Raw genomic sequence first — 12,573 nt, 5'->3', positions numbered from 1 at the left:
TAAATGCTGTGAAAATCCGGGGGCAATAATCCCCGGATAAAAATATTTGCGTGGCATAAAAGTCCACTCGCGCAGTCTTTAATTTAAACCAGCTTGCTGAAGGTTTTATCGATCTCTTTGGAAATATCGCCGCCCGCTTCATAGGTTTCGCGCCACTTATCGGTTTCGGACAGAATTTCGGTGAGCTCCTGAAGTTTAATCAGCGAGCGGCGCAAACGCTCAACGGTCACAACCTCTTCCGGGTTACGTGATTCGATCAATGTGGCACACAGGTTAATCACCTGTAGCGGCGAATTCGCACGGTCACGCACGGCTAAAAATAAACGACCCGCCCGCTCAAAAGCTTTGGCCTCAGCACGGCTTTTTTCCAGGCTCTGGATTAAGCGTTTACGGTATGCACGCGCGCCCAGAAGCATCAACGAAATCAAACCGAAGGTTAACGTAGCCCAGGGCTCACCCGTTACCCCCTCTAAAACAAACTGCGATTTTAAAAACAACCAAAAACCGACAGCAAACATGAGGGTGACGATGATTTCACAGGCCGCAATCCAGACTCTTCCTGGCGACAGCACAGCAATATAAATACATAGAAACTGAAACGGCACCAGCGGTTGACGGACCAGCCCCTGCTGCAAAGCCAGTAATTCACCAAACCACGTGGTCAAAATAAACGGCGCCGATAAAACTAAAAATGCAGCCTCAAGTGCTTTGATCGAAGGAAGGTTGTTTCGAAAAACAAACAGCCATATCCCGATCGTTAGCGATAACAGCACATGACTTGCGTTTAACCACACCATAAACGGCCCGATGGTCGAGCCATCGATAAAAATAAAAATTGTCTGAACAATAAATGAAGCCACCGTAGCAAAAACTAAAGTGCGGTAAGCTTCCATATGTGTTTCAGAAATACGTTTAATCATCGCAACTTAGATTCCCTCAACAAAACTTAACAGCTGCGACAAGCCGATCGGTTTTGCCACGACTTTTGTATCTGGCATTTTTGTCGCCGCTAAAACTTCGGGATCAGAGACCGCATGTCCGGTCAGAAAAACGATTTTACCTTGAAAGCCATGATCACGCAGCCACTGCGCCACGGTCACACCAGAGGGGCGCTCAGCACCCAGATTCACATCCAAGATCGCGAGTTTACAATTGAGAATTTTTTCCTGCTGCTGCATCACCCCTTCTAAAGATGTGGCGGTGATGACATGTTCGATATTACACAATGAATGAAGGGTTTCCTGAAGCACTTCCAGTAAATCAATATCATCATCCATAACAAGAATAGCAGACGGCCTCGACATAGCCTGAAAACTAGCATAACCCCTAGGGATTTCCTAGCTGTTGTCTTATAGTTTACCTATTTTTACAGTGAATACGGGGCATTTTTAACTGCATTTTAACGACATTTGCCCCATTAACTCGAACAGGCAGTGGTCGTGCCGCAATTAACACAACGAAAACAACCCGACTCAAGAATCGTCGGACTTCCGCACTCGGTGCAGGCCGGAAGCTCTGGCTTACTGCGGTTTAACGGTTGCACAAACTTGCTTCCGTCTCGGTATACGGCTACAGCTTTTAAATTTAAGCGCCAGGCTTTGTGATAGACATCGGCAATATCGGCTTCACTGGCCGAATGCGGAAGATTTACGGTCTTAGAAATGGCTCCGGAAATAAACGGCTGCACAGCAGCCATCATCAGGATATGCGCATCAGGAGAAAGAACATCATTTGCGTTCTGGGTAGTTCCAGCGGCAGTTGCAAAAATCTTTCTGTGCTGTTCCTGCAAAATTCCGTTACTCATAAAGTCTTCGCCGGTTTCGATCTGAAATAAAATTTTATCACGATCAGTGCTTGAATAACCCAGATTATCCAGTGCTATCTTTACCGATTGGTTGACGATTTTAAGCTGCCCTCCGCCCGATAACTTTTTATATTTAATTAACGAAAAGTCCGGCTCAATTCCGGTGGTATCACAATCCATCACCAGTCCGATCGTTCCTGTCGGGGCGATAACGGTAACTTGTGCGTTTCTAAAGCCGTGTTTTTCACCCATCGTCAGTACATCAGCCCAGAGTTCGTAACAGATTTCACGATAAGCCGCAGGCAAAAGTTCCCAGCGGATATTTTTTAGCGATTTTTGATGCAGTTTCATAACTGACAGCATCGATTTTTTATTTTTCTTAAAGCCTGTAAAAGGTTTTAATTTTGCAGCCATTTCGCTACTGGTGTAATAGGCCATACCGGTCATCATTGCAGTAATTGCACCGGCAAAAGCCCGGGCGTGGTCACTGTCATAGGCCAAGCCCATTTGCATCAATAGACTGCCCAGGTTGGCATACCCAAGTCCGAGCGGACGATAATCATGCGAGTTCTGCGCAATCTTTGCCGTTGGATAGCTGGCATAATCAACCAGAAATTCCTGCGCCAAAATAAAAGTTTTTACCGCAATCAGAAACTCATGCACCTTAAATTTTTCATCGCCGGGTTTGGCCTGATCAAAAAATTTGACCAGATTTAATGAAGCTAGGTTGCAGGCCGAATCATCAAGAAACATATACTCAGAGCAAGGATTGCTTGCATTGATCGGGGCTGTTTCTTTACAGGTGTGATATTTATTAATGGTATCACTAAACTGCACCCCCGGATCAGCACAGTGCCAGGCCGCCTTACACAACTGCTGCCATAACCGATCAGCAGATACTTCCGAAACCGTGCGCCCGTTTAAGCGTGACTTGAGAGACCACTGCCCGTTTTTTTCTAAAACATGCATAAACTTATTAGAAATGCGGACCGAGTTATTAGCGTTCTGCCCCGATACCGTGTGGTACGACTCACCGTCAAGTTCAGCCGAGTACCCTTGCGCGATTAAAGCGTGCGCTTTTTTTTCTTCTTTCATTTTCCAGGCAATGAATTCTGAAATTTCAGGATGATCCATATCCACACAGACCATTTTAGCGGCCCTGCGGGTCGTGCCTCCGGATTTAATCGCCCCCGCTGATTTATCCAGAATTTCTAAGAAAGAAATTAAGCCGGAACTTGTACCCCCTGAATTTAAACTTTCATATTTACTGCGCAAGGCTGAAAAATTGGTTCCCGAACCGGAACCGTATTTAAAAAGCTTCGCTTCGGTTTTGACCAGATCAAAAATCGATTCTAACGAATCATCAACCGACTGAATAAAACATGCCGAACACTGCGGACGTTTAAAGGCATCATTTATTTCGGTGACTTTTTTCTTTTTATAATCCCAGGCAAAATGATGACTGTTCGATGTCACCTTATAAGACTCATACAACCCGCAGTTAAACCACACCGGAGAGTTAAACGCGGCCGATTGATTAAGTAAATGGAACTTCACTTCATTTAGAAAACTTTCAGTTTCTTTTGCCGAAGTAAAAAGTTTGGCATTCTGGGTTGCGGTCTTTAGCCCCGCAGCGATGCGGTTAACCAGGGCGAATATGGAGTTTTCACGTTTTTCGGTTTTGCGGAAGTACTTACTGGCTGCGATATCAACCGCCGTCTGCGACCAGTGCTCTGGCGCTGCCACACCGTGTTTTTCAAAATAGATACGGTTTTGCTGATCTTTGATCACAGCCTCAAAGCTTTTCGCTTTAAAATACGGTGATTTACGGTTGGCCGTGAAATACGGCTGAAAGAACGGTCGTGATTTAGCCATGATTTTATTGAAGCACAGTATCTTTGTTGGACAAAGACAAAAAAAGTTGATGCAATTTAGTCATCAACCACTATTGTGAAAGGGATTTTCCAATGACAAAAGTTATTTTATCGCTATTAGCAGCTTTCTGCGTAAACGCAACTGCACAGGCCGGCGTTGCCATCGAGGTAACTCCGGTTACGACGACTGAGTCAGTACAACCGATGGATTACGGTTCACACTGGTTTGGCCGTGTTTTCGTTAACACCCGCAGCGTGGTCCGTTACACGGTAACTAACACCGGCACCGAGCCTCTTGATTACGTAAGTGCTAATATGTGGGGAAGTTTTGACTTTAGAGCCTACCACAACTGCATGGGCACATTGCTGCCACAACAACGCTGCCAGTTCGAGATCGCTTATTGGCCGGCGTTCGAGGGTCATGATTCCGGTGATTTCGTTCTTCAGTTCAAACAAGATTCAGTACAGATTCGTGTTTGGGGTGAAGCCGTTAGACACTTCTAATCCTATATATTCTATTTAAATCGATTATGGGTCCTAGCCAAACTCCCTATCTTGGGGTATAGTGGGCCCATGATTCAAATTTCAGAATCCGCTGCAGTCAAATTAGCCGCCCTTAAAAAAGAGGAAGGCAAGCCCGAGGAAACACCTTTACGAGTAGAAGTAAAAAAAGGTGGTTGCTCTGGTTTATCATATAAAATGGACTTCAGCTCTGAGGCCAAAGAGGGCGACCAAGTCTTTGAATCAAACGGACAAAAACTCATTGTTGATGGTCAAAGTCTTCTGTATTTAATTGGGATGACGCTGGAATTCTCTGGCGGACTAAACGGAAAAGGCTTTGTTTTCAATAACCCAAACGCCACGAAGAATTGTGGCTGTGGTTCTAGCTTCAACGTATAAAGACAGCCTAACCCCCTTCTTCTTACGCGTCCAAATATATAAAATCTGCCGGACGCAGATATCATATAACTATTACACCAAAGCGGCTTAAAATCGTTTTGAGCTACGCATTGCTTTACACTTAAGCAATTTGGTGCGACTGTGTGCCCTCAATAAACAGCAGATATGCATTGAGCAAATGTGCAAAAAGTCGTGCCATACCTAACGTATTAGGCACGCAAGAAGGAAAATTGTGAACAACACAGAAAATGTGATGCCGCCTACTGATGTAGACGCATCGAAGAAAAATATCGAGCCCATTATTGAACAAGACAGCACCGAAGGTAACGAAATCGAAGCAAACGATTTCCTGGGATTTGCCTTATCTGCTGAAGTTCAAAAGGCTCTAGAAAAACTTAAATTTACAAAAGCGACGCCGGTGCAAAAAGCCTGTATCCCGCTTTTGTTAGAAAACGAAACCGATATCGTAGCACTAGCTAAAACCGGTACCGGTAAAACGGCAGCGTTCGGTCTTCCGATCGTTGAGCGTTTAGAAGCTGGCGCTGGCTTACAAGCGTTAGTACTTTGCCCGACACGTGAATTAGCTCAGCAAGTTGCTGGCAACTTACGTAGCTTCGGTGAGTTCAAAAAACTAAAAGTAACAACCGTTGTCGGTGGTGAATCTTACGATCGCCAAATTAAATCAATCAAAGCAAATCCAGAGATTTTAGTATCAACTCCGGGCCGCTTAGTGGATTTAATGGAACAAGACATCGTTGATTTAGAAGATGTAAAATACTTAGTCTTAGATGAAGCTGATGAAATGTTATCTTTCGGTTTCGAAGAAGCACTAGAGACTATCTGGAAAGCTTCGGCAAAAACTGAATTACGTACTTGGTTATTCTCGGCAACAATGTCGAAACAAATCAAATCATTATCAAACAAATATCTAAAAGATGCAGAAGAAGTGACGTTAAATACGCACACTGAAAAAACAAATGTTGAATCATTTGCCTGCGTGATTTTTGAAGAAGACAAAGAAGATGCTTTATCTTTATTAATCAAAAACACGCAAGATTTCTACGGCATCATTTTCGCGACAACTAAAAAACAAGTGGCTGATTTAGAAATTAAACTACGTGGTCTTGGTTTAGATGTTGATTCATTACACGGCGATAAAGTTCAGGCAGACCGTACGCGCACGATCGAGCGCATGAAATCTAAACGTACAAAAATCTTAGTTGCGACTGACGTTGCAGCCCGCGGTTTAGATATCCAGGATTTAACTCACGTGGTGAACTTTGAAATCCCTTGGGATGTTGAAACCTACACTCACCGTATCGGCCGTACAGCCCGTGCCGGTAAAGCCGGTACCGTATGGACAATGGTTAAACCAAAAGAATCTGGCAAACTTGTGCGTTTTGAGCGCGCTTTAAATTTCAAATTCAAAGGTTTAAAAATTCCTTTAGTTGAAGAAGTTCAAATCAACCAAAAATTAAACTGGTTAAAACAGATCGCGGCTACAAAAATGCGTGAGACTGATTTAGCTAAGTTTGAAAAAGCGATTGGCCAATTAGAGGGTTTTACTGATTTATCTGATGAAACTAAACAATGGTTAGCAAAAGCTTTAAACTATTTCGGTCAAGGCGAAGAGCTGCGCATGAAACAACCTCGTTCATTAGAATTACGTGAGCGTGGTGAATCAACAGGCCGCCGATCTGAAGGCAACTATGACGACCGTGGTGGCGAAGGCCGCAACGAGCGCCGTAGTTTTGGTGGCGATCGCGGTTTCCGCGGTGGCCGTGGTGGCGGCGGACGCGGTTTTTCTCGTGATCGTGATGATCGCGGTGGTGAGCGTGCTGAACGCGGTAGCGGCGAAGGCCGTGCCTGGGGATTCCGCGGTCGTGATGACCGTGGTGAGCGCGCTGAACGCGGTGATCGTCCTGAGCGTGGTTTCCGCGGCGGTCGTAGCAGCGAAGGCCGTGCGGCTTCTGGCGGCGGATCTCGCGGTGGTTTCCGTGGTGGCCGTCCAAGTGGCCGTCCTTCTGAAAGATCACGCGCCCGCGATTAGTTTTTAATTCGCAATTAAAATAAAAAGGGAGAGTTTTTTAACTCTCCCTTTTTATTTTTATAAGTTAGTTTTTAAAATTAAAACAAACCGTGAATAGCTGTGGTAAAAGTGTTTAACCCATCAAGGAATGACTGTGTAAGTTCAGGGTTAGCCTGCAAATATTTATGCCCCATATAGCCGCCAACATAAGTACCTAAAACTATTTTACCAAACTGGTTGGCACCTGATTCCTGATAGTATAATGGAAACGCATCTTTTTCTAATGCCGCTTTATCGGCTTCCAAAATGCGCTCATAAAATTTCTGGTAGTGCACGTTTTCAGAAGCTTTGGTTGAAGCTACCGATTTAATAGCTTCCCACTCTTCCGTGTTTTCAGTAACACGCGAAAATAACTCTAATAATTCATTCGGGCGCTCTGATTTAACATTCAACGAGCGCAGTAACTCGTACTGCTCATGCGGCGATTTTGCCTCGATAATCATTTCGATATCTTCCAGATAAGTGCTGCGTAAATGCTTGTTGTAGCCAACGCTAAAAGCCTCGGTAATTACTTTTCTTGCCGGCACAATAAATGGACCCATCACGATTTTCTCCGGGATTTTATAAAGCACAGATTTAATGCCGTTAACAATCGGGCCAGAGAACGTCATTAAACGTAACATCAGGAAAAACTCATCAATGGCCGCTTTTTTTAATAAAGCGTGTTGGCTTTTAATATTTGACTGCACATAGCGCTTTACATCCTCAACACTGAATTTTTTAAACTGCAATTTGTAAGTGGCGGCATGGTTGGTGGCCAAGGCTTCTAACTCGGCCAGCACCGTATTAGCGCGCTCAGAAACGACGGTGATTTTAGAGTTTGCCATGTGGTTTAAGGCTTCTTTTAAAGTGACATAACGGTAGTAGTTCTGGCCGATGTGTTTATCTAAGACGTTTCTTTCGGCTTGTTTGCCACGGATTAGTTTTTCGATTTCGCTTTTGCGGACCGGCGAAGCTTCATTGGTCAGTTGTAAATTTAAATAGTCGATTTCAGTCTTAAGACGTTGCGAAAGCCGAATATCTACTTCGTAGCGTTTGAATAACGGTCCGATTTTTTCGACCACTTTGGTTGTTAAACCTAAACGCACCTGATCTTTAATTTTTGCGGCATAGGTTTCAGCTTCAACCAGTGAACGATTGGTTTCAGAGCCGGTAAGTTCAGCGTATTTACGGATACGTTTTTCTAAGTTACGCACTTTTAGGTCGAATTTTCTAAACTCTGCCGTGTACTCGCTATTTTCGATCTGGGTCATGCGCTCGATAACCAGTGCCGACTGATCTTGCTTAAACATGTCTACACACATGCCTTGCGCCATAGCCTGGTCGGTAAAGCCGAACAAAACGCAGGTACATAAAACTAATGAAAATAAGATTATTTTGCCCATAGACAGCTATTTAGAGCAATCTATCGACCATCCTAAAGCTCGTAAATCGCAGCTCAAGACAAAAAAACGTTTAGATTCCAGCTTTTAGACGTCGAATGTCACTTCCCGATATCCGGGTGTCTCGATATGATACAGAAATGGAAGTTGAAAAATTCTTTAAGTGCCCGTACTGCCTGGAAAAAATCTCGATGTTATTGGATGTATCCGAAGAAGGTTCGCAAACTTATATCGAAGATTGTGAAGTTTGCTGCAACCCGATCCAATTAACATACGAAGCCGTTAACGGTAAAATCAAAAATTTTACTATTGATAAAGCCTACGGCTAACCTTTTTTATCTTTAGATTCGCTTAAGATCATTGTGTCTTGTTTTGCATGAATTTCTTTTTGATCTTTGATCTTCATACCCTTGATCTTCTTTTGCGTGTCGGCCTTATTTAACTGCTCAGTTAAATCTACCGTGATCGAACCAAAACAGCGCATCTGACAGGCCAGGCGGCGGCCATCTAAGTAATACGAAGTGCCGATCAGATTCAGCTCTGCTTTAGACGGTTCAGGTATGCAGTGAGACCCCTCAATAACTTTAATGCGGCATTCAGAGCATGAAGCCACCCCACCGCAAACAGATTTAATTTTTACGCCGTTCTCTGTTGCCAACTGCAACAGGCTTTTTGACGGATCGACTGGAATTTCTGTACCCGAAGGTAAAAACTTAATACGCATAGTCTACTCCACCACGATCTTTATAAATTTTTTCTTACCGGCGCGAAGTACAAATGACTCCCCGGCTTTAAGATCCAGTTTTAATTTTGAATCAGATACTTTTTCCTGATCAATGCTGACACCGCCACCGGCCACTAAGCGTGCGGCTTCACCGTTAGACGCAGTCATTCCAGTTAAAGTCATTAACTGCACTAAACCGATATTCTGGGCTTTGATTTTAAAATCGTCGATCTGATCAGGTAATCCTTTTTCGACGAAAATTCGGTTAAATTCATCTTCAGCGGCCTGTGCTGCTGCCTGCGAGTGAAAGCGCGCCACTAAAAACTTAGCTAAGTTCACTTTGACTTCGCGCGGATGTTTTTTCTTCGATTCGACATCGGCTTTTAACTGTGCAACTTCGTTTGGACGCAGATCAGTTAATAACTCGTAATATCTAAACATCAGATCATCAGATACACGCATCGTTTTACCGAACATGTCTTTCGGCGACTCATTCACTCCGATATAATTATCTAACGACTTAGACATTTTATTTACACCGTCTAAGCCCTCCAAAATCGGCATCGTTAAAATACATTGCGGTTCCTGATTGTATGATCCCTGCAGCGTGCGTCCCATAAGTAAATTAAACTTCTGGTCGGTTCCGCCCAGTTCTAAATCGGTTTTCATCGCCACAGAGTCATAGCCCTGGCAAAGCGGATACATAAACTCGTGTAATGAAATCGGTGTACCGGCTTTATAGCGCTTGGTAAAATCATCGCGCTCGATCATCTGCGCGACCGTACACTGGGCGGCAAGCTTAATGAAATCAATCGACGTTAATTTTAACAACCACGCTGAGTTGTAAACGATTTCGGTTTTATCTGGATCTAAGATTTTAAAAATCTGCGTCGCGTACGACTTGGCATTTTCCTCGATCTCTTCACGCGACAAAATAGGGCGTGTGGTGTTCTTACCGGTAGGATCACCGATTAACGCTGTAAAATCCCCGATTAAAAACTGAATATGGTGGCCAAGATCCTGCAAGATCTTAAGTTTGTTGATGACCACCGTATGACCTAAATGAATATCCGGACGGTTCGGATCAGCCCCTAACTTAATTCGCAACGGCTTGTTGGTTTCTTTGCTTTTTTTAAGTTTCTTTAAAAAATCAGCTTCAGAAATAAAATCAACCGTGCCAAACTTGATTAACTCTAACTGCTCCTTAGGGTCTAAGAACGACATTAACTATCTCGCAATCTCAACTGCGCGTGACTCACGTACTACAGTCACTTTTACACCACCGGCATGCGGCATCTCGCGCTCGATTTTTTTGATAATATCACGGGCTAACATCACTGATTGGTCATCCGTTACACGTGAACTTTCAACTAACACGCGCACTTCACGACCCGCTTGTAACGCCACCGATTTAATAACGCCATCAAAAGAATTTGAAATAGATTCTAACTCTTTTAGACGGTTGATAAAGCTATCCATTTGCGGACGGCGGGCCCCTGGGCGGGCATTTGATAAAATATTTGCTGCGTGCACGATCCACGCTAACACTGATTGATGTTTATCTTCATTGTGTGAGGCAATCGCATGGCAAACTTCTTCATTTTCGCCAAGTTTTTTCGCAATCTCTGCGCCGACCTGAGCGTAGCTGCCTTCCATTGAATGATCTGCAGCAAGTCCGATACCGTGTAATACGCCGGCACGTTTAGCCATTTTTACATTGTAACCAAGTTCTGCCGCCAGAAGTCCTGAGATATGAGCAACTTCTAATGAATGGTTTAAAGCATTCTGAGCGTGCAAGTTACGGTACTTCAACGCGCCAACATACTTCACAAGTTCACCGTGCATACCGGCTAATCCAAGCTCAGTAATGACTTTATCGCCTTCTTCTTTCATTGATTTCTGTAGCTCAGATTTTTGTTTTTCAACAACCTCTTCGATACGCGCCGGATGGACACGGCCATCTTCCATTAATTTATCAATTGTTCGGCGGGCCAATTCACGGCGAACCGGATCAAAACCTGAGATCACGATTGTTTCCGGCGTGTCATCTACGATTAAATCCACTCCGCACATCGCCTCAAGTGTTCTGATATTACGGCCTTCACGGCCGATGATTTTACCTTTCATCTCATCAGAAGTCAGTTGCATAACTGTAACTGTTCTCTCAGATGTGTATTCAGAAGCAAAACGGGCTAACGCACGTGCAATGATATTTCTGGTTTTACGCTCCGACTCTTTCATTGCCTGCTCTTCGATTTCTGCAATTTTGGCAGCCGCTTCTTTTTTCGCTGACTCCTCTAAGACCTGAAACAGTTCACGCTTAGCCTGCTCTTGTGACATACCGGCAACGTTTTCTAATTTCTTTTGTACGAACTGGATCTGATCCTGCGTGTTTTTTTCTAACTCACGTAAGCGGGCTTCTGAAATATGAATTCTTTCCTGACGGTCTTTTAACGACTGCTCGAATTTGACGTTTTCTTCGTTTCTGTGTTTATGCTGGTCTTCAATTTCTTTTAAACGGCGCTCTAACTGCGACTCTTTGTTTTTTAACTGCGCTTTTTGTTTGTTGATTTCGGTTTCAACATTTTTACGCGCTTTAGTTTCAAAATCTTTGGCCTTAGTTTCAGAATCTTTTTTGATTTTTGAAGCTTCAGATTTTGCTTTGTTGATAATTTTATCAGCTTCGCTCTGGGCTGTTTTTTTGGTGCTGTTTTCATGCATGCGAATTGCTGCAAAAACTACGAATGCGCCAATAATTAATCCTGCGACGGCGGCAATGACTAGTTCCATGATCTTTGATCTCCTGTATTTCCCTGAGGGGTCCTACCCCCGTGAGGTTGAATAATTTTCTCATCGGTAATGATATAATCCATACCCACATCATGACTTTCAGTCGGTACGGATTTTAAAATATTAAAGTGATAACAAACGCCGACTTTTAAGCCGACAAAGTCGGTTAACGTGCGGTCATAAAAACCACGGCCCCTGCCAAGGCGGTGGCCGTCGGCATGAAAAGCCAGAGCCGGCACAAATATACCGGCCATATCAGAAAGCGGCACTTTCTGACCATCCAGAGGTTCTTCAACCTGCAGCGCCGATTTGTGCCACTGTTTAACATCGGCATAAAATTCCAGGTCATCGCCGTTAACTTTTGGATAGCAGCATTTAATTGCCGGATTCAATTGATTGAAGTTTACCTGCGGCTCTGAGTGCAGCGGTTTAAAAGCGCCCCAGTAGCCGGATTGATTTTGTGAAAACTGTGACAGATGCTTTTGGATTTTTTCAGACGCAAGCCAACGCTCACCTTCACTGCGTGAAAGCGTCTCGGCGATAACAGCAGTTCGTAAATCTTTTTTTAAAGATTTCGTCGGTTGCGACATTTTAAAACCTCAAAACGTTAAAGTATCGATGTAATTTAAATTACATACTTAATGTCTTGTTGGCTTTGGTGTTTTCGATTTCCTGGGCGAGCTTAAGGGCTTTTTGTTCTAGTTTTTCTAGTTCGGCTTGGGCTCTGCGTTTAAGAAGAATCATTTCTTCGGCGATGTTAAGGGAAGCTAGTACAGCCGCATTTTGAAAAGAAGAGTTTTTTGTCGCTTTCATGGCTTCAGAGACTTTACCGTCCACGTACTCAACAAGCTGTTGCAGTGTTTGTTCATCGTGCGACGTTTTAATTTTATAAGAAACACCTGCGATTTTAAAATCGAAAGTGGGCTTAGTTGTTGCCTTTATCTGATCTACCTTTTTTGCGTCGTGCTTCATGCTGTAGTTTCCAAAGCTGCGGTAAGCAGCTCACTTAA

At 43.8% G+C, this 12,573-nt stretch carries 13 protein-coding genes; 4 read left to right on the top strand and 9 right to left on the bottom strand.

The features are described from left to right. Positions 1 to 83: 83 nt before the first annotated feature. From AC04MM_RS14315 to AC04MM_RS14305, 3 genes are all read right to left on the bottom strand, one after another. Positions 84 to 920: a hypothetical protein gene (locus tag AC04MM_RS14315; protein WP_475381066.1), complete on the bottom strand. Its 837-nt coding sequence runs from the start codon at positions 918 to 920 to the stop codon at positions 84 to 86. A gap of 6 nt (positions 921 to 926) precedes the next feature. After that, a complete protein-coding gene (locus AC04MM_RS14310; RefSeq protein WP_475381064.1) occupies positions 927 to 1,277 on the bottom strand; it encodes a response regulator in 351 nt (116 codons plus the stop codon). Between the two features lie 140 nt (positions 1,278 to 1,417). Further along, entirely contained in the window at positions 1,418 to 3,679 is a 2,262-nt protein-coding gene (locus AC04MM_RS14305; protein ID WP_475381063.1) for a vitamin B12-dependent ribonucleotide reductase, read from the bottom strand. A gap of 92 nt (positions 3,680 to 3,771) precedes the next feature. Between AC04MM_RS14305 and AC04MM_RS14300 the strand changes: the two genes are divergently transcribed. The 3 genes from AC04MM_RS14300 (at position 3,772) to AC04MM_RS14290 (ending at position 6,628) form a co-directional block, all read left to right on the top strand. Beyond that, entirely contained in the window at positions 3,772 to 4,182 is a 411-nt protein-coding gene (locus AC04MM_RS14300) for an Ig-like domain-containing protein (protein WP_475381062.1), read from the top strand. Positions 4,183 to 4,251: 69 nt separating this feature from the next. Next, positions 4,252 to 4,578, top strand: coding sequence for a HesB/IscA family protein (locus AC04MM_RS14295; protein ID WP_475381061.1), 327 nt, complete (start codon positions 4,252 to 4,254; stop codon positions 4,576 to 4,578). A gap of 232 nt (positions 4,579 to 4,810) precedes the next feature. After that, positions 4,811 to 6,628 (top strand): DEAD/DEAH box helicase, encoded by a 1,818-nt coding sequence (locus AC04MM_RS14290; RefSeq protein WP_475381060.1) that lies wholly within the window; start codon positions 4,811 to 4,813, stop codon positions 6,626 to 6,628. 77 nt (positions 6,629 to 6,705) lie between these two features. Here the strand turns inward: AC04MM_RS14290 and AC04MM_RS14285 are convergent, their stop codons facing one another. Then, entirely contained in the window at positions 6,706 to 8,052 is a 1,347-nt protein-coding gene (locus AC04MM_RS14285; protein WP_475381059.1) for a hypothetical protein, read from the bottom strand. Positions 8,053 to 8,147: 95 nt separating this feature from the next. Here AC04MM_RS14285 and AC04MM_RS14280 point away from each other — a divergent pair, with 95 nt between their 5' ends. Then, positions 8,148 to 8,378, top strand: coding sequence for a CPXCG motif-containing cysteine-rich protein (locus AC04MM_RS14280; RefSeq protein WP_475381058.1), 231 nt, complete (start codon positions 8,148 to 8,150; stop codon positions 8,376 to 8,378). On the opposite strand, the gene AC04MM_RS14275 is transcribed toward AC04MM_RS14280, so the two are convergent. From AC04MM_RS14275 to AC04MM_RS14255, 5 genes are read right to left on the bottom strand one after another with little or no spacing between them, the layout of a single operon-like run. Beyond that, positions 8,375 to 8,773, bottom strand: a complete 399-nt coding sequence (locus AC04MM_RS14275) for a 2Fe-2S iron-sulfur cluster-binding protein (RefSeq protein WP_475381057.1) — start codon at positions 8,771 to 8,773, stop codon at positions 8,375 to 8,377. The genes AC04MM_RS14280 and AC04MM_RS14275 overlap by 4 nt on opposite strands. A gap of 3 nt (positions 8,774 to 8,776) precedes the next feature. After that, positions 8,777 to 9,997 carry a tyrosine--tRNA ligase gene (tyrS, locus tag AC04MM_RS14270; RefSeq protein ID WP_475381055.1) on the bottom strand — a complete coding sequence of 407 codons (1,221 nt, stop codon included), beginning with the start codon at positions 9,995 to 9,997 and terminating at the stop codon, positions 8,777 to 8,779. A 3-nt stretch (positions 9,998 to 10,000) separates the two neighbouring features. Beyond that, a complete protein-coding gene (gene rny, locus AC04MM_RS14265; protein WP_475381054.1) occupies positions 10,001 to 11,563 on the bottom strand; it encodes a ribonuclease Y in 1,563 nt (520 codons plus the stop codon). Next, positions 11,554 to 12,153: a 5-formyltetrahydrofolate cyclo-ligase gene (locus AC04MM_RS14260; RefSeq protein ID WP_475381053.1), complete on the bottom strand. Its 600-nt coding sequence runs from the start codon at positions 12,151 to 12,153 to the stop codon at positions 11,554 to 11,556. Before AC04MM_RS14260 ends, rny begins: the two co-directional genes overlap by 10 nt. A gap of 40 nt (positions 12,154 to 12,193) precedes the next feature. Further along, positions 12,194 to 12,535: a cell division protein ZapA gene (locus tag AC04MM_RS14255; protein ID WP_475381052.1), complete on the bottom strand. Its 342-nt coding sequence runs from the start codon at positions 12,533 to 12,535 to the stop codon at positions 12,194 to 12,196. Between the last annotated feature and the right edge of the window lie 38 nt (positions 12,536 to 12,573).

Source organism: Bdellovibrio sp. SBM16 (assembly GCF_056175625.1).
The sequence above is the reverse complement of the archived record's forward strand: the minus strand, read 5'-3'. Positions and strand labels throughout refer to the sequence as shown.

Excerpts from the sequence above, each read along its gene's own strand:
- AC04MM_RS14315 (WP_475381066.1), bottom strand. The coding sequence starts at position 920 with ATGATTAAACGTATTTCTGAAACACATATGGAAGCTTACCGCACTTTA.
- rny (WP_475381054.1), bottom strand. The coding sequence starts at position 11,563 with ATGGAACTAGTCATTGCCGCCGTCGCAGGATTAATTATTGGCGCATTC.
- AC04MM_RS14305 (WP_475381063.1), bottom strand. The coding sequence starts at position 3,679 with ATGGCTAAATCACGACCGTTCTTTCAGCCGTATTTCACGGCCAACCGT.
- AC04MM_RS14295 (WP_475381061.1), top strand. The coding sequence starts at position 4,252 with ATGATTCAAATTTCAGAATCCGCTGCAGTCAAATTAGCCGCCCTTAAA.
- AC04MM_RS14285 (WP_475381059.1), bottom strand. The coding sequence starts at position 8,052 with ATGGGCAAAATAATCTTATTTTCATTAGTTTTATGTACCTGCGTTTTG.
- AC04MM_RS14280 (WP_475381058.1), top strand. The coding sequence starts at position 8,148 with ATGTCACTTCCCGATATCCGGGTGTCTCGATATGATACAGAAATGGAA.
- tyrS (WP_475381055.1), bottom strand. The coding sequence starts at position 9,997 with ATGTCGTTCTTAGACCCTAAGGAGCAGTTAGAGTTAATCAAGTTTGGC.
- AC04MM_RS14260 (WP_475381053.1), bottom strand. The coding sequence starts at position 12,153 with ATGTCGCAACCGACGAAATCTTTAAAAAAAGATTTACGAACTGCTGTT.
- AC04MM_RS14255 (WP_475381052.1), bottom strand. The coding sequence starts at position 12,535 with ATGAAGCACGACGCAAAAAAGGTAGATCAGATAAAGGCAACAACTAAG.
- AC04MM_RS14300 (WP_475381062.1), top strand. The coding sequence starts at position 3,772 with ATGACAAAAGTTATTTTATCGCTATTAGCAGCTTTCTGCGTAAACGCA.
- AC04MM_RS14310 (WP_475381064.1), bottom strand. The coding sequence starts at position 1,277 with ATGGATGATGATATTGATTTACTGGAAGTGCTTCAGGAAACCCTTCAT.
- AC04MM_RS14275 (WP_475381057.1), bottom strand. The coding sequence starts at position 8,773 with ATGCGTATTAAGTTTTTACCTTCGGGTACAGAAATTCCAGTCGATCCG.